We start from the raw sequence: 21,136 nt of genomic DNA, 5'->3' as shown, positions 1-21,136 counted from the left end.
TGACCTCGGGGTTGGCCTAGCCGGCCATCGTGAGTCCGCCGCTGACGCTGATCACCTGGCCGGTGATGAACGACGCCGCGGGGGAGGCGAAGAACAGGACGGGCGCTGCGACCTCGTCGGGACGGGCGAGTCGTCGGAACGGAATCGCTTTGACGAGAGCCTCTTTGAGCTTGTCGGGCTGAGCCTGGAACAACGGGGTGTCGGTGGGTCCGGGGCACACGGCGTTCACGGTGATCTGGTGACGCGCCATTTCTCGTGCCAGCGACTTGCTCAAGGCGATCACGCCGCCCTTGGCGCCCGCGTAGATGGATTCGCCTGCGCTGCCGACTCGTCCGGCGTCGGAGGCAAGGTTGATCACCCGACCGCCCTGCCAGCCTTCGGTTGTCGACGCCTCGACCATTCCCGGTAGAAAGGCGCTCGCCATGTGGACTGGTCCGAGGTAGTTGATCGCGACCACCTTCTCCGCGAATTCGGTGCTCGCATTGAGGAATTGGTCGGTGCGGTCCCATCCCGCGGCGTTGACGAGGATGTCGGCGACACCGACCTCGGTGTTGACGGCGTCTCGTAGCGCGTCGACAGTGGCCCGGTCGGCGACGTCGACGGACATCGGCACGATGGCGGCGTTCTGCTCAGCTGTACGCTTGGCGGCGTCGAGGTCGAGATCGGCCGCGACGACCGTGGTGCCCTGCTCGGCGAATGCGAGCGTGATGGCCTTACCGATACCCGATCCTGCGCCGGTGACGACGGCGATGCTGTTGGTGCTCATGGGTTTTGCTCCTGTGGTCTGTGGTTGCTGCGGTCAGGCGCCGACGTACTTGTTGAAATCGGGTGCGCGCTTCTCGGCGAAAGCCGTTGCGCCCTCAAGTCCCTCGGGGGAGTGGGTGAAGAGGTCCAGTGCGCTCATCGCGAGATTGGAGAGTCCGGTCTGATGGTCGGAGTCCGCGTTGAAGCTCTGCTTGAGGAAGCGCAGCGTCGTCGGCGACTTCTCCGCGATCTCGGCAGCGATCTTCTTGGCCTCGTCGAGCAAATCTGCCGCCGGGACAACCCAGTTCACCAGGCCCCAACGCTCAGCCGTGGCGGCGTCGTATTGGCGGCACAGGTACCAGATCTCGCGCGCCCGCTTCTCGCCGACGACCCGTGCCAGGTAGGCCGAGCCGAATCCGGCGTCGAATGAGCCGACCTTGGGGCCCGACTGGCCGAAGCGTGCGGTGTCTGCGGCGATGGTCAGGTCGCACAGCACATGCAGCACGTGTCCGCCGCCGATGGCCAGTCCGTTGACCGCCGCGATGACGGGCTTGGGGATGTCACGGATCACCTTGTGCAGGTTGCCGATCTCGAACATGCCCGACTCCGACGGCCCGTAGTCGCCGGTCTCTGCTCGCTGCTTGACGTCGCCGCCGGTGCAGAAGGCCTTCTCTCCCGCGCCGGTCAGGATCACGGCCTGCACGTTGCGGTCGGCCCAGGCACGTCGGAAGGCGTTGATCAGCTCCTCGACGGTCTTGGCCCGAAATGCGTTGTAGCGCTGCGGGCGGTTCATCGTGATGACCGCCGTCGGGCCCTCCACGACGTACTCGATGTCTTCGTAGTCGGTGGTGCCGTAGCTCATGTCTGTGCTCCTTCGCGATGATGGTCGCCGAGACGGAGTGACTCGGACTTCATAGTGAATGAACGTACATTCACTCCATTCGACGTGTCAAGGGTCACAGCTGAGTAGATTGTCGTTCGCGCAGGTCAACGCCCGTCGACTGGGCGTTTCCTTACGTCGACTGGGCGCTTCCTGATGCCGACTGGGCGCTGCGTCACGCCGACCGGGCGCTGTCTAGTACGCGCTCCCGCTCAGCGGCGCCGCCCGGTCGCACGGGACCGGGCGGGGGTGAGCGGGGTCGAGTGCGTTCAGGACGAAGTACGCGGCGCGGCGCGAACCCGCGACGCCCGCGTGTTCGGTGAAGTCCACCGGGCAGCCGTCCTGGACGACGATGTTGCGCACGTTGGAGCCACCCGGCGGCAGGCCGAGCGTGTACGGGACGACGGCCTCGTCGTAGCGGGTGGCGATGTTGGTGTAGCTGATCTCTGGGTAGTAGTAGCCGCCCGCAGCGATCTTGCGCATCACGTCCGAGCTGGGGTCGAGTTCGGCGCATCCCTGGCAGAGCGGGGTCTGTGCCGCGGAGATGCCGAGCTTGCGGACCGTCGGCAGGATGAGGTCCGCCCCGGCCACCGTCGAACCGCGCCACGCCGGGGCGATCGATACGTGCTTGTCGATCTTGCCTCGTCCGCCAAGGTATTTCGCGTAGTACGCGGGCACCACGGTGCCCTGCGAATGTCCGACGACGTCGACCTTGGACTCACCCGTCGCAGCGAGGACCTTGTCGACGAAACGCCCGAATTGTGCTGCGCTGTCTTCGATCAGTCCCATTCCGCCGACGGCGGGGCCTGGCCACGGCAGCTCATCGAGTGCCCCGTAGGTGAGCGCGAAGACGCAGTAGCCCTCGTTCTTCAGCAGCGGAACGTATGTGCCCCAATTGGTTTGCTGCGATCCGCCCGTCCCGTGTGCGAGCACCACCGGGGTAGGGATGTTTCGACGTCGGGCGGCAGGAGAAGTCGTTGGAGCCCGGGAGCGATCCGCCATGATTGGCCAACTCCGGCGCGATGCCCGAGAAGAAGTTGAACGTCACCGGTAGAGGGGCCGCCGACGCGGTGCCCGCAGTCGTCGTCCCGGCGAGCAAGCCGAGTGCCGCAGCGACCGCAACCAGTAGTGAGAATCCCCGAATCCGCATGAACACTGAACCTAGCAAGTGCTTGGTGCGCGCGGGTGGGTTGCGTCGAAAAGCGTGTCGTCGACGCCGCGCTGCTTGCTCGGCGGTCGGGCCCAGTCGGCGGTCGGCGCTCAGTCCAGCCCGCGTTGCGCAGTCCGGTCGCCGCGTCGAGATGCAGCGCGCTGGAGAAGGAAGACGCCCGTGCCCGCTACGCCGACGGCGAGGCCGACGAGACACACGGCCAGCGTGCGACCGCCGCCCCAACCCGTGGCCCACACGACGATCGTCGCCACCAGCCACGCGACCATGCCGACGACGATCACCGGCTCGGGTGCCCGCAGCGATTGCGGCAATTGGGGGATCTCGGGTTCATCGGCCACGGAGGACAGGGTAACTTCCCCCTTGTGACAAGCGATCCCTCGAGTGATCCGACACAGCCATCGAACGCCGACGCACAGTCGGCGGAACCGAGCGCCCAGTCGGCGGAACCGAGCGCCCAGTCGACGCGCTCCGACGCCCAGTCGACGCGCTCCGACGCCCAGTCGACGGAACCGGACGCACAGTCGACGCGCCCGGACGCCCAGTCGGCGGAACCGAGCGCCCAGTCGACGCGCCCCGACGCCCAGTCGGCGGAACCGAGCGCCCAGTCGGCGGAACCGACGCGGCGGTTCGGGGCGGTCGACCGCTTCTTCAAGGTCAGCGAACGCGGTTCGACGCTGAACCGCGAGGTGCGCGGCGGTCTGGTGACGTTCTTCACGATGGCCTACATCGTGGTGCTCAACCCGATCATCATCGGCGGCATACCGGGCGAGTCCAAGAACGCCGACGTCCTCGGCAACGTGCTGCCCATCGCGCAGGTCGCGGCCGTCACGGCGCTCGTCGCGGGCGTCATGTCGATCATCTTCGGACTCGTCGCGAACTATCCCTTCGCCATCGCCACCGGTCTGGGCATCAACAGCCTGCTCGCGGTGACCATCGTCCCCGAGGTCACCTGGCCCGAGGCGATGGGGCTGGTCGTGGTCGACGGCATCATCATCGTCATCCTGGCGATCACCGGATTCCGCACCGCGGTGTTCAATGCTGTTCCCGCAGAACTGAAAGCAGCGATCGCAGCGGGTATCGGCTGCTTCGTGGCGTTCATCGGATTCGTCGACGCAGGGTTCGTCCGCCGTATCCCCGACGCCGCGGGCACCACCACGCCGGTCCAGCTCGGCTTCGGTAACTCGATCACCACGGTGCCGACGCTCATCTTCGTGATCGGCGTCCTGCTCATGGGCGCGTTGATGGTGATGAAGGTGCCGGGTGGTCTGCTCCTCGGGATCATCATCACGACGATCATCTCGATCATTCTGGAGTCGACGCTGCATCTCGGCTCTGGCGCGCAGAAGCAGGGCGGCTGGTCGCTGTCGGTGCCGAAGATCCCCGACTCGGCAGGTGGACTGCCCGATCTGAGTCTCGTCGGCAACGTCGACCTCTTCGGCGCCTTCACACGAATCGGCGTGCTCGCGGCGTGTGTGTTCGTCTTCGCGCTGGTGCTGTCGAATTTCTTCGACGCGATGGGCACGATGACCGGACTCGGCCGCGAAGCCGGACTCGCCGACGACAAGGGCAATTTGCCCGGTGTCGGTAAGGCGCTGGTCGTCGAGGGCACGGGTGCGATCGTGGGCGGTGTGGCGTCGTCGTCGTCGAACACGGTCTTCGTCGAGTCGGCGTCGGGCATCGCCGAAGGTGCCCGAACGGGTCTGGCCAACATCGTGACCGGCGGACTGTTCATCGTGGCGATGTTCCTGACGCCGCTGTACGAGGTCATCCCGTCCGAGGCCGTCGCGCCTGCGCTGGTCATCGTCGGTGCGCTGATGATGGGTCAGGTGACCCGCATCGACTTCACGAAGTTCGAGTACGCCCTCCCGGTCTTCCTGACGATCGTCACCATGCCGTTCACCTACTCGATCGCCAACGGCATCGGCGTCGGATTCATCAGCTGGGTGGTGATGGCCGCAGCGGCGGGCAAGGCGCGCAAGGTGCACCCGTTGATGTGGGCGATCGCGATCGTCTTCGCCCTCTACTTCGCGCGCGAACCCATCTCCAACCTGATCAGTTGACCAGAAAACCGGACAATTCGGCCCAATGTCGTCCGTTCGAGTTGTGAAAACGGCCGGTCAGTACTGCAAATGCTGTGCGGCAAACTAATGTAAGGCCCGTGAGTACACCGACCGACGACGGTTTATCGGGTGCCCTGGCGCTAGCGATTGTGCGCTTGGCGCGGCGACTTCGCCTTCGTAGACAGAACCAACTCGTATCTTTGACCCAGTTGTCGGCATTGTCGACGCTTCACATCGAGGGAGCGATGACTCCGGGCGCGCTGGCGGCCGCCGAGCGAGTCAAGCCACCGTCGATGACGCGCGTGCTGGCTTCGCTGTCCGATCTCGGCATGATCGAGCGCGCGCCGCACCCCACAGACGGGCGTCAGGCAATCGTGACGCTGGCTCCCGCGGGCGAGGAGGTCATCGTCGCCGAGCACGCCGCTCGACGCGCCTGGCTCTCCGATCAGATCGACGCACTGACCGACGACGAGCGCGCAACCCTCCGCAGCGCCCTGCCGGTCCTCGCCAAACTGATCAGCGAAACCGACGAGCCCACCTGAGCAGCGCCCCGCCGATCGAGCCAACCCCGACGCCGGTCGAGCGCCTCGACGCTGATCGAACCAACCCCCGACGCTGATCGAGCTGCCCACCGCTGATCGAGCTTGTCGAGATCACCCGCCGGTCGAGCGCCCGCCCCGCTGATCGAGCTGCCCACCGCTGATCGAGCCTGTCGAGATCAGAAAAACGTCCCCGAGAACGGTGCGCGGTCGGCGGCGAACGCCTGGGTCAGCGCGTGCAGCGTGTCGTCGGAGTCTGTCCACAGGCGTCCCGCGCTCGCGAACAGCGACGGCTGCACCCCGCCGAGGAACAAACTCGACAGCACCGAAATGTCCATGCGCACAGTCGGATTCGACGTCGACGGCGCGACGATCGCGCCACCGTTCCGCACCGATACGTCGAAGACTCCCGCGCGCTCCCGGTACCCGTCGGTGACCTCGAGGACGATGTCGAGGTCTGCGGAGTACGTGCGTGCGCCGAGCGCGGCGGCGACGTCGAGGATCGCCACCCACATCTTGTCGGAGCGTCCGGTGACCGGAGCCGAGCGCAGGTCGGTGAGCTTGGCACGCAGCGGATCGTCGACCGGGATCGACGCCGTCAGTGACGGCACCAGGTCGAGTCCGAGCAGCACCCGCCACAGCTCGGTGTGTGCGTCGTCGGTGATCGCGAACAGTTCCTCCACCTCGCCGCGCACCTGGCCGGCAGAGCTCTTGTGGATGCGGTAGCTCGCATAGCCGTCGGGGTGCAGCAGGTAGTGCAGGCCGCTGGCGGCCGGGGGACGCTCCGACGGTCGGTCGGCGAGGATCGGAGCCCACCACTGCGGTGTCCGCGCGAGCGCGCCCGGGCGTGTGCGCGCCCACCGTGCGTGAATGTCGGGGATCGTCGCGGCGACCTGCTCGGGGGTGCCGAAGTAGACCTCGGGGTGATCGGGCGCCTCGGCGCGCAGCGTCGGTTGTCCGGGGGTCACCTCGACGCTCTCGGCGAAGCATGCCGGGCCGAACCCGAACCGCTCGTAGATGGTCCCCTCCGACGCGGTGAGGATCGCGAACGCGAAACCCTCGCTCTCCCACTGAGAGAACAGCTCGGTGATCATCCGACGCAGAATTCCTCGTCGACGATGCGTCGACGCGACCGACACCCAGGACAGGCCGGCCGCGGGAACCTGTGCACCACCGGGGACCGTCATCTGCATCCGGTAGAACATCGACACCCCGACGAGTGGACGGTCGTCGTGCCAGGAGTCTCGGACCAGCACGACGTCGTCGTCGGAGACCTTCCCGCGGAGATCGGTGCGCTCGTCGTCGGAAATGGGATTTCGCATGGCGAACGCGCGAGCATCCGTGGTGATGATCTCGTTCCAATCGGCGTCGGTGGCCCGTCCGAGGTCGAGTGTGTTGTTGCGATTGTCCGGTGATCTCACTCCTCAACCGTGTCACATGGGTGGGCGTGAGAAACAATTCGGACTGCTTACGGCAGACTGGACCGCGTGTCCGAGCCTGTATCAGCCCCACCTCTGGCGGTCGACGTCATCGACATCGACGACCCCACCGACCTGCGCGTCGACGACTTCCGCGACCTCAACTCCGTCGACCGCCGCCCCGACCTGCCGACGCTGCCGGGCGGCCGACCGGGCAAGGGGCTCGTGATCGCCGAGGGCGTGCTGGTGGCTCAACGCATGATCGCGTCGCGGTTCACCCCGCACGCCTTTCTGGGCGTTGACAAGCGACTCAACGAGCTGTCCGACGACCTGCGGAACCCGAGCCTGTCCGGGGTGCCGTTCTATCGCGCGAGCGCCGAGGTGATGGCCGAGATCGTCGGATTCCATCTCAACAGGGGAGTGCTGGGCGTGGCGCGCAGACCAGCCGCATTGGAGGTCGACGACGCGCTCGCGAACGCCAGGACCATCGCCGTGCTCGAGGGCGTCAACGACCACGAGAACATCGGCAGCATCTTCCGCAACGCGGCGGGCCTCGGCGTCGACGCCGTCCTGTTCGGTGCCGGCTGCGCCGATCCGCTGTATCGACGCTGCGTGCGCGTGTCGATGGGTCACGCGCTTCTCGTGCCGCACGCTCGCTTCGACGACTGGCGCGGCGCGCTCGACCTCCTCGCCGATCACGGCTTCACGACGGTGGCGCTCACCCCGCGCGAGTCCGCGGTCCCGCTCGCCGACGCGGTCTCCGCCGACAAGGTGGCCGTACTCGTCGGAGCCGAGGGCCCCGGTCTCAGCGAGACCGCCATCCGGGGCTCCCACGTCGCGGCACGCATTCCGATGAGCCGGGGCACGGATTCGCTCAACGTCGCGACCGCAGCGGCGATCGCCTTTTACGAGCGTGTCCGATCAGGGACGATAGATCGGTGAGCCTCGCCGAGTTCGACGACCCGACCGCGTCGGCACTGTCATCGGTGGGAATGGACCGCGGCGAACCGACGCCATGGGCGAGCGGACTGTTCGTCGCGACGACGTGTGCGATCTACTGTTCGCTGCTGCTCGTCGGCCTCTACACGCTCGTCGCCGACATCACGCCGTGGTCGGCGGCAGCTCGCTGGATCGGAGTCGCCGTGGCGATCCTCGTCGCTGGAGGACTCGGCTGGACACTCTGGCCACTACGCGACCGACCCGTGTGGCGGTGGATCGTGTGGGGCTCGATGATCGGCTTTCTCGCCGGAGTCGGGTCGTCGATCGCCCTGGCGTTCCTGAACCCCTGAGCTGGACTTCTGACCTGGACTTCTGGTCGGCCAGACTGTCGTGCTCGAGCCTATGTATCGGCGCCGAAGCCGAAGTACCGCGCGACGCGGCGCGTCCAGCCGGCCGACTCGTCGACGTACTCGCCGTCCGCGGGTAGCCCTGCTTCGACATCCCCTGCCCCGCCGACACCATTCGACGACACCGACGGAACCGGCGCGGTGACAGCGTCCTCGACGGCCGCGACTCCCGGTGCGTCACGCGGCCCGAAGTCGAGCGCTCCCGGCCGACTCGCCCCAGGCTCGACCACCCCGGGCTCGATCACATCAGCCTCGACCACATCAGGCTCGACGACCTCGGCCTCGACCACGGGTTCGTCCTGCCCCTCGGCCCCCGCTCCCTCGGCCACAACCCCCTCGGCCACCGGCGCCGGAGCGATCGGTTCGGCGATCGGGATGCCGACGGCGGGCGTGTCCGCGGGAGTCGGAGCAGGCGGCTCAGGCGGAGAGTCGACGACGGGCCGCGGTTCCGGCGCGCGCTCGGCCTGCAGTGCCTGTTCGCGCGCGCTCGCCGCGGCTGCGGTTGCAGCAGCGGTGGCCGCAGCGGCCGTGGTGCTGGCCTCGCGGTAGCGCTCGTCGTCGGCCTCGGTCGGTTCGTAGTCTGCGGGCCGGATGGCGAATCCGGTGACGGGAATCGTCAATGGCTCCAGGTCGCTCGGTGCTAGCGGCCGGGTGAAGCGGAATCCCAACCACTCGCGGTTGCCCTGCTCGGCGAGCTGCTGCGGATGGAACGGCAACGCCAGCGGATCGGGTGCGACACCCGGGGCATACCGAAGCGGATGCTCACCTCCCCAGAACGGCTTCTCGAACGGGTACGGCAGGCCGTCGTCTTCGATGATGCTGACGGGATCGGCGGCAAACGAGCGTCGAAGCGTTCCGCCTTCCCACCGGGCGAAAACGCCTGTCGCAGAATCGGGTTCGGTGTAGAGCAGTACTGCCGCGGCGCTCTCGGGAATCGACGCCGCGGTGCGGATGGTCTCGACGGTGCGCGTCAACGTCGACGGCTTCGACGTCGCGAACAGCGAACACGACACCACGGTCAGCGGACCGTAGAAACCCGCGTATACCTGCGAGTCGTCGGAGTCCATCGCCGCGGCGAGGTTGGTGTCGACGGACGGGACGAGGACGCTGTCGCCATAGATTGCCGACGCCAGCTTCTTGGCCGCGTCGACGTCGTTGGTGACGCCGGATCGGAGAACGTCGACGGGAGTGTCGGTGTCGATGAACCACAGAGTGACTGCGCGTGCGGACATGGAGGCCGGTGCTCAGCTGTTCCCGTTGCTGCGCACGCCGAGCAGCACGTCTTCCCAGGCGGGCACTGCAGGCTTGCGTGACTTGCGACGACGATGCTCGGTCGGCTTGTCGTCGGTGGTCGACGTCGACGTGTCCGAGCCTGTCGGTGCGTCCTGAGTGCCGCGATCGGTGTCCGTGGCCGGAGCTTCGTCGACGACGGTCGGCTCCTGCGCGGCGTCGTCGTCGATCCCGAAGTCGAGAGTGTAGGTGTCGTGCTCCACCCGCACCTCGACGTGCCGCGAGCGCTGAGCCCCGATCAACGCGTTGGCGTCGAAGGTGACTTCCTCGTGGTCGTCGTCGGCGGGCGTGATCGTCGGCGTGCTCACCGGGATGAGTCGACGTCGCGGTTCGATCGTCTCGGGGTGGATGAGCTCCTCGGCGAGATCGTCGAGCGGAACTGCGGTTCCGCCGTGCGAGCCGGGAGAAAAGCGCCAGTGCGCATGATGCTCGGTGTGCCCGACCTGCCAGTTGACCTGAACGACCCACTGTCCGTCGTCGCCCTTCCAGGCGTCCCAGGTCGCTTCGTTGGGGTTCTGGCCGTACGCGGCGAGTCCCTCGGTCACCGTGTCGCCGAGCGTCTCGGTCGACGGTCCGTCGTGGCGGATGGGGTGGGCGAGTGCGCCGAGTTCGGTCGCGCGCTGACGTTCGAGCAGCACCGGGTGGGCGAAGCGCTCGATCTTGTCCTTCGGCACTCCGGCGACTGCCGCGACCTCCTCGACACTCGCGCCCGCACGGATGCGGGACTGGATTTCTCGGGGGCGCAGCGACGATTCCATTTCAATCTCGATCTGTCCGAGGCGGGAGAGGTCACCGCGGGCGGCCGCGCGGAGCCGCTCGTCGGCGTCGAGCTTGAAACGCTCACCGGATTCGGTGTCCTGGCAGATGACATGCGAGCCGTCGACGTCGACGCCGACGACCCGAAGTTCACGCATCATCTGCTCCTCCTCTGGTGGCCATGAGTGCGGGCATTGTCGTCAGGTTAGACCACAGACACGCGTGGGACGGTCGGGACACGCGGCAAATCCGCAGGTCGCACCCAAACGTGCGGCCCTGCAAGCGCCAGACGCGGCCCGAACGTGCAAACGCGGTCGGTGTACCAACCGCGTCTGCCAACTCGAGCCGCGTCTGTGCGGAAAACGTCAGAGCTTGCCGACGACGTAGTCGATCGCGGCGGTCAGGGTGCTGACATCGTCGGGCTCGATCGCCGGGAACATGCCGATGCGGAGCTGGTTGCGCCCGAGCTTGCGGTACGGCTCGGTGTCGACGATCCCGTTGGCGCGCAGCACCTTTGCGACCTGCGCGGCGTCGACGTCGTCGGTGAAGTCGATCGTTCCGACGACCTGGCTGCGCAGCGCCGGGTCGGCGACGAACGATGTCGCGAACTCGCTGGCCTCGGCCCACGAGTACAGGCGCGAGCTGGAGTCGGCCGTACGCGCGACGCACCAGTCGAGTCCGCCGTTGCCCAGCATCCACTGGATCTGGTTGTCGAATAGCAGCAGCGTCGCGAGTGCAGGCGTGTTGTACGTCTGGTTCTTCGCGCTGTTGTCGACGGCCGTCGGCAGCGACAGGAACTCCGGGCACCAGCGATCGGTGTGGGCGATCTGGTCGATGCGCTCGAGGGCAGCGGGACTCATCACCGCGATCCACAGGCCGCCGTCGGAGGCGAAGCACTTCTGCGGTGCGAAGTAGTAGACGTCGGTGTCGGCGATGTCGACCGGCAGGCCGCCTGCGCCCGACGTGGCGTCGATGGCGATCAGCGCGTCGTCGGAGCCCGCGGGACGGACGACGGGCACAGCAACACCGGTCGACGTCTCGTTGTGGGCCCACCCGATGAGGTCGACGCCGCCGAAGTCGTCGACGGTCAGAGCCGCCGGATCCGGTGCGGTTCCCGGATCGGTGGAGATCACCGCGGGGGAGTCGAGGAACGGCGCCTTCTTGGCGACCGTCGCGAACTTGGAGCTGAACTCGCCGTAGGTCAGGTGCAGCGAACGCTGCTTGATCAGGCCGAACGCCGCCGCATCCCAGAACGCAGTGGTGCCGCCGTTGGAGAGCACCACCTCGTAGCCCTCGGGCAGCGAGAACAGGTCGGCGAGACCCGCGCGGATCGAGCCGACGACGTTCTTCACCGGCGCCTGGCGGTGGGAGGTGCCAATCACCGACGCTCCGATGTCGACCAGAGACTGCAGTTGCTCGGGGCGCACCTTCGACGGTCCGCAGCCGAACCGGCCGTCGGAGGGCAGCAGCTCTGCGGGGATGGTGATGGATTCGATGGCGACGTCGCTCATGCCCGCAATTCTAGGGATGTGGTGCCGACCACTGCGTTCCGCCCCTCCCCGCGCGCTTACAACCCCGGTTTGACGACGTCGCCCCACCCCTCGACGTCCTCGGGTCGACGCGGCGCGGGACCGGTGTAGAGCGCCGCGGGGCGGACAAGCTTGCCGAGCTGCTTCTGCTCGAGAATGTGTGCGCACCAGCCGGCGGTGCGCCCGCAGGTGAACATCGCCGGCATCATGTGGGGTGGTACCTCGGCGAAGTCGAGGATGACTGCCGCCCAGAATTCGACGTTGGTTTCGATGGCCCGGTCCGGGCGTCGCTCGCGCAGTTCGGTCAGCGCGGCCTGCTCGAGTGCGGCGGCCACCTCATAGCGCGGGACGTCGAGTTCCGATGCGGTGCGGCGCAATACGCGTGCTCGCGGGTCCTCGGCTCGGTACACGCGGTGCCCGAAGCCCATCAGCTTCTCTTTGCGGTCGAGGATTCCCCTGACCAAACCTCTTGCGTCACCGGTCTTTTCGACCTCTTCGATCATCGGCAACACCCGCGCCGGTGCGCCGCCGTGTAGCGGTCCCGACATCGCTCCGATGGCTCCCGAGAGCGACGCCGCGACGTCGGCTCCGGTGGACGCGATCACCCGCGCAGTGAAGGTCGATGCGTTGAGTCCATGCTCGGCTGCACTCACCCAGTAGGCGTCGATCGCCGCGATGTGTTTCGGGTCGGGTTCGCCCTTCCACCGCGTCATGAATCGGGCGGTGACGGTCGGGCATTCGTCGATAATCCGTTGCGGCACTGCGGGTTGGTGGATGCCGCGTGCCGATTGCGCGACGTACGAGAGCGCCATCACCGACGCGCGCGCGAGGTTGGCGCGTGCGGTGGCGTCGTCGATGTCGAGCAGTGGCTGGTAGCCCCAGATGGGGGCGAGCATGGCCAGCGCGGCCTGCACGTCGACGCGGACATCGCCGGTGTGGATGGGCAGCGGGAATGGTTCTGCGGGCGGTAGTCCGTCGCCGAACCGGCCGTCGACGAGTAGGGCCCATACATCGGCGAAGGTGACGGCGTTCTCGACCAGATCCTCGATGTCGACCCCGCGATAGCGCAGGTTACCGCCGTTCTTGTCCGGTTCGGCGATCTCGGTCGTGAAGGCGACGACGCCCTCGAGTCCCGGTACGAAGTCGTCGGGAATGCTGTTCGCCACAGGGGCCACCTCTCTCCACGCAACACCGTGGGAAGTGCGTGGCGCGGGGCTGCGGCGCCACCCCAGCACTCTAGGTCACTCCATCAGGTGCGGCACAGCGGGACGCCTCTCCCAATGGGCGGTGACGGGTCGGGTCGGGGAGTACCGTCGGCGTCGTGGACAACGACCCCATCGACCTGCCCGGTATGCGCGTCGGTTACGGCGGCGGCATCCCACCCAACGTCGGCGACGGCGATCGAGCGGCTGGCGCAGACGGGGTGCGGGACAATCTCGATCCGAGCTGGCTCGACGGTGAGCCGCCGTGGCTCGAACTGTTCATTGTGTGGTTGCGCGAAGCCGTTGCCGCGCGCATCCCCGAACCCAACGCGATGGTGCTCGGAACAGTCGACGTGAACGGACTTCCGGCCACACGGACCGTGCTGTGCAAGGGAGTCGACGCCGGGGGCGTCGTGTTCTTCACCGGGTACGAGTCTGACAAGGGGCACGACCTCGCCGCCAACCCTTTTGCCGCCGTGACGTTTCCATGGATCGCATTGGAACGACAGGTTCACTTTCGCGGGCCTGTGACCAAGGTCAGCGACGCCGAGACGCAGGCGTATTGGAACAACCGCCCGCGCGGCTCTCAATTGTCGGGTTACGCGTCGGAACAGTCACGCGAGATCGGTAGCCGTGCCGAGCTCGAAGCCAAGGCGGCGTCGGTCGCCGAGCAGTTCGGCGGATTCGACGACGGCGATCCAGTACCCACGCCGTCGAATTGGGGTGGGTACCGAATCGAACCGGTCTTCGTCGAGTTCTGGCAGGGCCGAGCCAACCGACTGCACAACCGGGTGCGGTTGACCATGATCGACGGTTGCTGGCGGTCGGCTCGGTTGCAGCCGTAGAGCTTTCGCCAAGGTCACAGGGGCGGGAGCCAAGCGGGCGGTACGACAAGACCCATCTGCCGGTCCACAGGGGACCGTGTTTTCGTGACCAAGTTCTTCGCATGCGTTAAGCTTCGCGGCAGCATGTTCGGGGAGTGGTTGCGACAGTTGGGGAGGGCTGGTTGAGCGAGAGCGATCTCGAGCAGTGGTTTGCCGACCTCCCGCCGTGGCCTACCTCGGGTACGACTCCGATGCACGAACTCGCGCGCGAGTCGTCGAGTGTATTGGTGGCCTCGAAAGTCGCCGGTTCGGATACCGCTTCGTCGAGCGAGGAATCCGGGTCAGCCTCTCCCTCGCAGGAGCTCGACGCCTTCCTCACCTCCCAGGCCGAACGCTTGCGCGAGGACACTCGCCAGAAGCGAGAGAACGCGGCAGGTCCGCGCACCTGGCACAAGAGGCGAGGAACACTCGTCGGCGCGGGGGCAGGGATCCTCGTAATCGCGGTGATCGCAACTGTTCTCGGTGTCGCTCTGTCGGGGTCCGACGAACGCGAGTCGACCACTGCGCGGCCGTCGCCAGTCGGTCCGACAGAAAGCACCACTGCGTCTATCACATGCCCTGCCAGCGTGAATGGCGCCGTGACCACGGGAGCTGGTGCGGGAGACCAGAGTTCGGGCCCCAACGTGATCAAGGCGTTCAACTATGCGTATTACGTCGACAAAAGCGCTCAGAAAGCCAAAGCTGTGACGACGCCGAACGCGGTCGCTGCTGTCGATGTCATGCAGAAGTTCATCGACCAACGCGGCGTCGGCACCAGTCACTGCCTCTCGATCACTGATCAAGGGAACAACACCTATGGTGTGACGCTCACCGAGACTCCGCCGAATGGCGGGGCGCCGATCGTCTACCAGCAGACCATCAGTACTGTGCAGGCCGGTGGCAAGTACTGGATCACGTCGATCAAGTCTGAAAACTGATTTTCAACGCCACTATTCGGGGTTCTCGGTCTCAGGTCGAGAAGTAATGAGGGGGACAACGCGACGATGACACGGTCAGCCAAGAACCGGACTCGCGAAGCAGCATTGGACGTACGCCGACCTTCGATGAAGACGGCGGTCACCTCTGCGGTTCTTGTCGCCTCCATCGCGACTGCGTTGGGTGCCGGTTCGGCGGCAGCTGTGGAACAGGGCGGAACGAACCCCAACGATTCCGTGCCGCAGCAGGGTGGCACCGCGCCGACCGATACCGCACCCCAACAGGGCGGTACGGCTCCGACGCCGGCGCCCGAACCATCCGCGCCGATCAACGTCCCCGGTGCTGGTTCGATCCCGGCCCCGCCCCAAGAAGCTCCTTACCAGCCGTACACCGCTGCCCCGCAGTATGAGGAGTCGGGCTACACCGACCCCGGCTACAGCACGTACTACAGCCCCGTACCCGACGCGCCGCTCCAGGCGCCGAAGCCCGTTGCGCCGGTGCGTCCGATTGCGCCGCCGCCCAACAAGATTCGCGTCGGAAACTTCGTGACCGACATACCCGACGGCATGTCGGACAAGGATGTCAACTCCATCAACGCGTGGTCGGCCTACGGTGAGGCCAAGATCGTCCAGAACCTGATCTCCCTCGGCGTGCCGAAGGACAAAGCGTCGCGTCAGGCCGCGGCCACGATCATCGGCGTGGCCATCGGTGGTACCGCAGGTGCTGCCGCCGGTGTCATTCCCGGAGCGCTTGTCGGCGTGCTCCCGGGCGCAGCGGTCGGTGCGGGCGTCGGTGCCGGTGTCGGCGCCGTTGCCCTGACCCCGGTTTCGGTGCCCGGCGTGGGAACACTCTCGGGGGGCGCCGTCGGCGCTCTCATCGGCCTCCCGATCGGCATGGCAGGCGGAGCGGCAGCAGGCGCTGTCGGCGGAGCCGCCCTCGGCGCGACGATCGGCGGCACCATCGGTGGCATCGCCGCGTACACGCTAGGCGCAGGCGATCCGGGTGCGCACCCGCAGGAGCCCTGGAAGCTCGACGAGAACGGAAATCCCAAGCAGCCCAAGCACGCCAAGCCTGAGCCGGTCGATCCCAGCATCAACCAGTTCGAGTTGTCGGTTCCTGCTGAGTCAGCCGCCGAACAGGGGCTGCCCGGCGTCGACTACGTGGTCAACTATCGCGGCGATGTCAACGTGAAGGTTGGCAACCAGACCACCACGTGGTCGGCAGAGCAGGCGCAGGCGCCGTACAAGGCACTCGGGCCGCTCGGCGCTGCGCTCGAGAAGCACTTCCGCGAGCTGACCAAGCAGATGACGGGCAGTCTCGACGCTCAGGTTCCCGGCTCCGAGGTCAACTGGCCCCAGGAGGCCGTGGGTCGCCACGCACTGCCCGACGATGCAGCGGCCACGGAAGGCGTTGCGGCACAGTCGACTCCGGTGGCAGCGACAGTCGACGCCCCGGCGGACGCGACCAAGACAGACGTATCTCAGTCCGACGAAGCAGCACCCGCCGTCGCCAAGGTGGGTCGGCACGCAGCAGGCCGCTGATCGACATGTCCGACACCAGCGTGCAGGGAGCAACTCAACAGGCGGCCGCGATGCCACACGCGGTCGTCGTGGTGGGCTCTGCCGGTGGTGTCGGAACGTCGGTGATCTCAGCTCTTCTCGCTGAATATCGAGCGGCGACGACGCTCGGCGCCGCGTCGTGGTGGGTTGACGCATCGGGCAACGACTGCGATATCGAGTTGCGGCTACAGGGACGTGGCGACCCGTCGTTGCTGCGAAGCGAACTCGGTACCGGCCTCCACCTCGCCGCCGAAGGAGCATCGGTGGTCGACACGGTCGAGGAAGTCTGGGGCAACGGCGCCGTGCCGGTCGTCGACGCCGGTGCGCGTCTACTCACATCACTTGCCGATCTCACCGACGACGTATTGGTCGACAAGGTCACGCCGGTGATCGTGCTCAATGTACGGCCTGATCTCCTCAACCGGGCGCGCCCGTTCTTGTCCGAGTGGCACAAGGCGGGCGTGCTCGAACGGTCCGTCGTCGTGCTCAACAACCCCATTCCGCTACCGAATCAGGCGTCGCTCCGGACACTGCTGATCGACACCGTCGGCGCGAGCGTGGCTGCCGTCGTCGGATTCGACTACGAGCCGGTGCTCGGCAGCGGGCTGGCAATGGGCCGCGTTGCGCAGGAGAAGTTCCTCCCGGCGACATGGGTGTCGTTGCAGGCTCTCGCGCAGGCGACGCAGGGCCCGGCCGCCCAGTAGGTAATACGCCAACGGGATTCACTCGCTGGTAGTACGTGTCGCTAAACTGCTTCGGTGCCCCGCCTGCTCGCCGATACGACGCCTCTGCGCAATATCTACTTTCGGCGTCTCTGGGTGGCGAACATCGTCACCGTCATCGGCGCTCAACTGACGATCGTCGCGGTACCGGCCCAGATCTACACCATCACAGGCAGTTCCGCATATGTGGGACTCACCGGACTCTTCGGTTTGGTGCCACTCGTCATCTTCGGTCTGTGGGGCGGGGCGCTCGCCGACGTGCTGGATCGTCGAATCTTGTTGATCTGCACCACGATAGGACTGATCGCGTGCAGTGCGGCATTCTGGGCGCAGTCGGCCTTCGGTGTCGGGAATGTCTGGATTATCCTGTCGCTCTTCGCGATTCAGCAGGCATTCTTCGCGGTCAACCAGCCCACGCGTACGGCAGTTCTGCCGAGACTGCTTCCCGACGAAGAGTTGCCGGCAGCGCTGTCGTTGAACATGACGGTCATGCAGGCCGGCGCGATAGCCGGGCCGCTCGTCGGTGGCGCACTGATCCCGATACTCGGCTATCCGCTCCTCTATCTCCTCGACACCATCTTCCTGGTACCGACGCTCGCGGCAGTCGTGATGTTGCCCGCGCTGCGGCCACTCAGTGGCGACGCGCCCAAGGTGCCCGGGCTTCGCTCGGTCATCGACGGTCTGCGCTATCTCGGGGCGCACAAGATCCTGATGGTGTCGTTCGTGGTCGACCTCATTGCCATGATCTTCGGTATGCCGCGGGCGCTGTTTCCGCAGATGGCCCACGAGAACTTCGGCGGGCCGATCGACGGCGGCTGGGCGTTCGCGCTGTTGTTCGCATCAATCCCTGCCGGTGCCGTGATCGGCGGTGTCTTCTCCGGATGGGTGAGCCGCGTCCAACGGCAGGGCCTGGCTGTCATTGTGTGCGTCATTATTTGGGGCGTCGCGATCGCCGGTGCGGGTATCGCGGTGGGATTTGCTCATGGTCGCGCAATGCCGTGGCTCCCGGTTGCCCTGGTGCTGCTGATGATCGGTGGTGCCGCCGACATGGCGTCGGCGGCATTCCGTCAGTCGATCCTGTTGGCCGCGGCCAACGACGACGTGCGCGGTCGACTGCAGGGCGTGTTCATCGTCGTCGTCGCCGGTGGTCCGCGAATCGCCGACGTCGTGCATGGCGCGGTCGCGGTGTCGATCGGCGTCGCACTCACCACGACCGGTGGTGGTGTGCTCGTCGTGATCGGCACAGTCCTTGCCGCGCTTGTGGTTCCGGCATTCGTGCGATATCGCATCGGGCGCACCATCACCGAACGGGCCGAAGGCCAGGGCTGAGCGTCGAGATCGTCGACGATGCCCTGACCAGCGGATCAGAGATTTCGATGCCAAGATGGAGCGCATGACTGTCACCGTCGGGGAATCGCGCAGCGGCTTTCGTGTCCCGCTCATCGACATCACGCCGTATATCGCGGGCGGTAGCGCCGCCGACAAAGCCGTCGTCGCCGCGCAGATCGACGACGCCGCCAGTTCGGTGGGCTTCATGCAGATTGTGGGGCACGAGATTCCATCGGCCGTGATCGACGAGTTCACCGCGGTGCTCGACGATTTCTTCGCGCTACCCCTCGACCAGAAGAAGGCGTATCGCACCCCGCCGGAGATCAATCGCGGGTACGCGCCGCCGAAGTCCGAATCACTCTCGTTGTCGCTCGGCGTCGAATCAGCGAATCGCATGAACGACTTCTTCGAGGCATACAACGTCGGCGTCGAAGCCAAGGAGTACCCAGATCTCGAGCTCCCCGACGACCAGTACGCCGACAACACCTGGCCGCAGGTCGACCACTTCGAGGCCGCGGTGTCGACATACTTTGCCGAGGCTCGACGGGTCGCGCACACCCTGACCAAGATCTTCGCCGACGCCCTGGACCTCCCGCCCGACTTCTTCGACGGCTACACCGACCACTCACTCGACGTGCTGCGCATGAACAACTACGCGCTGCCGCCCGGCGAGGTTGAGCTCGACGGCGAGCTGACGGGCATGGGGGAGCACACCGACTACGGCATCGTCACCGTGCTCTGGGCCGACCAGGTGCGCGGTCTGCAGGTGCTCGACGGCAACGGACAGTGGCACGACGTCGCTCCCGAGGACGGGGCATTACTGATCAACCTCGGTGATCTGATGGCCCGCTGGACCAATGAGCGCTGGATGTCGACGCTGCATCGGGTCAAGCCGCCGATCGTCGACGGGAGTATCGAACGCCGACGCTCCGCCGCCTACTTTCACGACGGCAACATCGACGCGACGATCTCCACACTTCCGTCGTGCGTCGGCGCCGGAAGCCGGTACTCGCCGATCACGGTGGGCGAGCACATCGGTGCGAAACTCGCCGGATCACGTGCAGGACAAGCAAATCCGTACGCCAAACGTGAAGCTGCCCGAGTCCAGCGTGCGATGCAGCGGGGACTCGGGCAGCAGTAGATCGCTCACGGCCGGTGTCCGGTGTCCGGTGGTCAAGGGCCGCGGTCGGACTTGTCAGGGAACGATCACCCAGCCGCCGAACCCGTAGCCCTGAAGAACTCGTACCGGAGTGTTCAGCGCGTACGCACCGATCATGACTTGGACTGCGCCCGAGCCCGTACGCAGTTCGAGCGACTGGGTCTCGCCTGTAGGGTTTCGGGGTGGCAGAACTGTAACGAACCGCGCGGCGTCGTGCGTATCGCTGATATAACGGCATTGAGGGTACGTGTGTCGGGTGGGTCGGCGGATCGTCGCCGGCGGCAAGGACGTGGGCGTCATGCGAATCCTCTGGGGCGGGATAAGGACGATACGGCTGATGCCACCGCGTCCGAACGTCGAGACGTGCAAAGACCGTGCAGGAGAGCACAATGACCACATCCTCGCAAACCCCTTCGACGATGCGCGCAGCCGTCGTCCATGACTTCACCAAGCCGCTGACTGTCGACTCGATCGACGTTCCGACTCCCACTGGAAACGAGGCGCTGGTGCGCGTCGATTACACGGGCGTCTGCCACACCGATCTCCATGCGGCGCACGGAGATTGGCCCGTCAAGCCGGAGCCGCCCTTCGTGCCGGGCCATGAGGGAGTCGGGACCGTCGTTGCTGTCGGCGACGACGTTACCCGTATCAAGGTGGGCGACGTCGTCGGAAACGCGTGGCTGTGGAGTGCCTGCGGCGAATGCGAATGGTGCGAAACCGGTTGGGAGACACTGTGTCCTAACCAGAAGAACGGCGGGTACTCGGTCGACGGTTCATTCGGCCGCTATATGCTCGTCGACTCACGCTACTGTCCCATCATCCCGTCAGGTGCCGATCTCGCCGCCGTCGGCCCGATCCTGTGCGCGGGCGTCACCGTGTACAAGGGACTGAAGTGCACCGACACCAAACCCGGTGAGTGGGTGCTGATTTCCGGTATCGGCGGACTCGGGCACATCGCGGTGCAGTATGCGATCGCGATGGGTCGTCGGGTGGCGGCCTTCGACGTCGACGACGAGAAGCTCGAACTCGCCCGCCATCACGGCGCCGAGATCACGGTCAATGCCGCGACGTCTGCCGACCCGGGCGCCGAACTGCAGGAGGCCACGGGTGGCGGCGTTCACGGTGCACTCGTCACGGCCGTCAACAAGCACGCGTTTCCGCAAGCGATCAGCGCGCTGCGTCGCGGTGGGACCGTCGTCCTGGTCGGTCTTCCGCCGGATCAGTTCCCGCTCGACATCTTCAGCACGGTGCTGCTCGGGTTGACCGTGCGCGGCTCGATCGTCGGAACCCGCAAGGACATGAGTGAGGCGCTCGATTTCTACGCGCGGGGCAAGATCACGCCCACCTACTCGGTCCGCAGTCTGACCGACATCAACGCGGTGTTCGACGAGATGGAGCACGGCAAGATCGAGGGCCGCGTGGTGATGGATATGGCCAAGGACGCCGGCTGAGCGCCGTTGTTTGGAACGGCTCCGGCCACCGCACAACGTGTTCGACGCGTCGCGGGCGCACTCATATCGAGAAATGTGTGTCGTATCGAAAGATGTGGGTGCTGCAGCACACATATCCTTCGGTTCGACACACATCTAGCCTGGCCGTGATGCTGCCGTGCATGCGGGTCGCAAGGTCTGGC

At 66.3% G+C, this 21,136-nt stretch carries 19 protein-coding genes and 1 pseudogene; 11 read left to right on the top strand and 9 right to left on the bottom strand.

Annotated features, from left to right (window positions below):
- Positions 1-16 precede the first annotated feature (16 nt).
- The 4 genes and pseudogenes from GOSPT_RS12955 to GOSPT_RS12940 form a co-directional block, all read right to left on the bottom strand.
- Positions 17-766: an SDR family NAD(P)-dependent oxidoreductase gene (locus GOSPT_RS12955; protein ID WP_005206646.1), complete on the bottom strand. Its 750-nt coding sequence runs from the start codon at positions 764-766 to the stop codon at positions 17-19.
- Between the two features lie 33 nt (positions 767-799).
- Entirely contained in the window at positions 800-1,606 is an 807-nt protein-coding gene (locus GOSPT_RS12950; RefSeq protein ID WP_005206645.1) for an enoyl-CoA hydratase-related protein, read from the bottom strand.
- 213 nt (positions 1,607-1,819) lie between these two features.
- Positions 1,820-2,774: pseudogene (locus tag GOSPT_RS12945) on the bottom strand (esterase/lipase family protein).
- Positions 2,775-2,884: 110 nt separating this feature from the next.
- Positions 2,885-3,133 (bottom strand): DUF2530 domain-containing protein, encoded by a 249-nt coding sequence (locus GOSPT_RS12940; RefSeq protein WP_005206643.1) that lies wholly within the window; start codon positions 3,131-3,133, stop codon positions 2,885-2,887.
- A gap of 348 nt (positions 3,134-3,481) precedes the next feature.
- Between GOSPT_RS12940 and GOSPT_RS12935 the strand changes: the two genes are divergently transcribed.
- Both GOSPT_RS12935 and GOSPT_RS12930 read left to right on the top strand, forming a co-directional pair.
- The gene (locus GOSPT_RS12935; protein ID WP_231894915.1) at positions 3,482-4,855 is read left to right on the top strand and encodes an NCS2 family permease; all 1,374 of its coding nucleotides are present in this window, start codon (positions 3,482-3,484) and stop codon (positions 4,853-4,855) included.
- 98 nt (positions 4,856-4,953) lie between these two features.
- The gene (locus GOSPT_RS12930; RefSeq protein WP_005206641.1) at positions 4,954-5,397 is read left to right on the top strand and encodes a MarR family winged helix-turn-helix transcriptional regulator; all 444 of its coding nucleotides are present in this window, start codon (positions 4,954-4,956) and stop codon (positions 5,395-5,397) included.
- A gap of 176 nt (positions 5,398-5,573) precedes the next feature.
- On the opposite strand, the gene GOSPT_RS12925 is transcribed toward GOSPT_RS12930, so the two are convergent.
- Entirely contained in the window at positions 5,574-6,815 is a 1,242-nt protein-coding gene (locus GOSPT_RS12925; RefSeq protein ID WP_005206640.1) for a GNAT family N-acetyltransferase, read from the bottom strand.
- Positions 6,816-6,881: 66 nt separating this feature from the next.
- Between GOSPT_RS12925 and GOSPT_RS12920 the strand changes: the two genes are divergently transcribed.
- Positions 6,882-7,754 (top strand): TrmH family RNA methyltransferase, encoded by an 873-nt coding sequence (locus tag GOSPT_RS12920; RefSeq protein ID WP_005206639.1) that lies wholly within the window; start codon positions 6,882-6,884, stop codon positions 7,752-7,754.
- On the top strand, positions 7,751-8,101 hold the full coding sequence (locus GOSPT_RS12915) for a DUF2537 domain-containing protein (protein ID WP_005206638.1): 351 nt from the start codon (positions 7,751-7,753) through the stop codon (positions 8,099-8,101). The genes GOSPT_RS12920 and GOSPT_RS12915 overlap by 4 nt, the downstream gene beginning before the upstream one ends.
- Before the next feature lie 50 nt (positions 8,102-8,151).
- On the opposite strand, the gene GOSPT_RS24660 is transcribed toward GOSPT_RS12915, so the two are convergent.
- The 4 genes from GOSPT_RS24660 to GOSPT_RS12895 form a co-directional block, all read right to left on the bottom strand.
- Positions 8,152-9,390, bottom strand: coding sequence for a DUF6928 family protein (locus GOSPT_RS24660; RefSeq protein WP_005206637.1), 1,239 nt, complete (start codon positions 9,388-9,390; stop codon positions 8,152-8,154).
- 12 nt (positions 9,391-9,402) lie between these two features.
- On the bottom strand, positions 9,403-10,362 hold the full coding sequence (gene sepH / locus GOSPT_RS12905) for a septation protein SepH (RefSeq protein ID WP_039855935.1): 960 nt from the start codon (positions 10,360-10,362) through the stop codon (positions 9,403-9,405).
- A 207-nt stretch (positions 10,363-10,569) separates the two neighbouring features.
- On the bottom strand, positions 10,570-11,715 hold the full coding sequence (serC, locus tag GOSPT_RS12900) for a phosphoserine transaminase (RefSeq protein ID WP_005206635.1): 1,146 nt from the start codon (positions 11,713-11,715) through the stop codon (positions 10,570-10,572).
- A 56-nt stretch (positions 11,716-11,771) separates the two neighbouring features.
- A complete protein-coding gene (locus GOSPT_RS12895; protein ID WP_005206634.1) occupies positions 11,772-12,899 on the bottom strand; it encodes a citrate synthase 2 in 1,128 nt (375 codons plus the stop codon).
- A gap of 185 nt (positions 12,900-13,084) precedes the next feature.
- On the opposite strand from GOSPT_RS12895, the gene pdxH reads away from it, so the two are divergent.
- The 7 genes from pdxH to adhP all read left to right on the top strand — a co-directional run bounded on the left by pdxH (position 13,085) and on the right by adhP (position 20,954).
- A complete protein-coding gene (gene pdxH / locus GOSPT_RS12890) occupies positions 13,085-13,780 on the top strand; it encodes a pyridoxamine 5'-phosphate oxidase (protein WP_051993886.1) in 696 nt (231 codons plus the stop codon).
- Between the two features lie 161 nt (positions 13,781-13,941).
- Positions 13,942-14,736: a DUF8176 domain-containing protein gene (locus GOSPT_RS12885; RefSeq protein WP_039855928.1), complete on the top strand. Its 795-nt coding sequence runs from the start codon at positions 13,942-13,944 to the stop codon at positions 14,734-14,736.
- A 126-nt stretch (positions 14,737-14,862) separates the two neighbouring features.
- Entirely contained in the window at positions 14,863-16,275 is a 1,413-nt protein-coding gene (locus GOSPT_RS23475) for a hypothetical protein (protein WP_005206631.1), read from the top strand.
- Between the two features lie 5 nt (positions 16,276-16,280).
- Positions 16,281-16,997 (top strand): hypothetical protein, encoded by a 717-nt coding sequence (locus tag GOSPT_RS12875; protein ID WP_039855927.1) that lies wholly within the window; start codon positions 16,281-16,283, stop codon positions 16,995-16,997.
- 54 nt (positions 16,998-17,051) lie between these two features.
- Positions 17,052-18,344, top strand: coding sequence for an MFS transporter (locus GOSPT_RS12870; protein ID WP_005206629.1), 1,293 nt, complete (start codon positions 17,052-17,054; stop codon positions 18,342-18,344).
- A gap of 55 nt (positions 18,345-18,399) precedes the next feature.
- Positions 18,400-19,485 (top strand): isopenicillin N synthase family dioxygenase, encoded by a 1,086-nt coding sequence (locus tag GOSPT_RS12865; protein WP_039855923.1) that lies wholly within the window; start codon positions 18,400-18,402, stop codon positions 19,483-19,485.
- Between the two features lie 407 nt (positions 19,486-19,892).
- Positions 19,893-20,954 (top strand): alcohol dehydrogenase AdhP, encoded by a 1,062-nt coding sequence (gene adhP, locus GOSPT_RS12860; RefSeq protein WP_005206626.1) that lies wholly within the window; start codon positions 19,893-19,895, stop codon positions 20,952-20,954.
- Positions 20,955-21,136: the final 182 nt, after the last annotated feature.

Source organism: Gordonia sputi NBRC 100414 (assembly GCF_000248055.1).
Taxonomy (GTDB): Bacteria; Actinomycetota; Actinomycetes; order Mycobacteriales; family Mycobacteriaceae; genus Gordonia; species Gordonia sputi.
The sequence above is the reverse complement of the archived record's forward strand: the minus strand, read 5'-3'. Positions and strand labels throughout refer to the sequence as shown.

Coding starts and splice junctions, on each gene's coding strand:
- GOSPT_RS12955 (WP_005206646.1), bottom strand. CDS start 766: ATGAGCACCAACAGCATCGCCGTCGTCACCGGCGCAGGATCGGGTATC.
- GOSPT_RS12950 (WP_005206645.1), bottom strand. CDS start 1,606: ATGAGCTACGGCACCACCGACTACGAAGACATCGAGTACGTCGTGGAG.
- GOSPT_RS24660 (WP_005206637.1), bottom strand. CDS start 9,390: ATGTCCGCACGCGCAGTCACTCTGTGGTTCATCGACACCGACACTCCC.
- sepH (WP_039855935.1), bottom strand. CDS start 10,362: ATGCGTGAACTTCGGGTCGTCGGCGTCGACGTCGACGGCTCGCATGTC.
- serC (WP_005206635.1), bottom strand. CDS start 11,715: ATGAGCGACGTCGCCATCGAATCCATCACCATCCCCGCAGAGCTGCTG.
- pdxH (WP_051993886.1), top strand. CDS start 13,085: ATGCGCGTCGGTTACGGCGGCGGCATCCCACCCAACGTCGGCGACGGC.
- GOSPT_RS23475 (WP_005206631.1), top strand. CDS start 14,863: ATGAAGACGGCGGTCACCTCTGCGGTTCTTGTCGCCTCCATCGCGACT.
- GOSPT_RS12875 (WP_039855927.1), top strand. CDS start 16,281: ATGTCCGACACCAGCGTGCAGGGAGCAACTCAACAGGCGGCCGCGATG.
- GOSPT_RS12865 (WP_039855923.1), top strand. CDS start 18,400: ATGGAGCGCATGACTGTCACCGTCGGGGAATCGCGCAGCGGCTTTCGT.
- adhP (WP_005206626.1), top strand. CDS start 19,893: ATGACCACATCCTCGCAAACCCCTTCGACGATGCGCGCAGCCGTCGTC.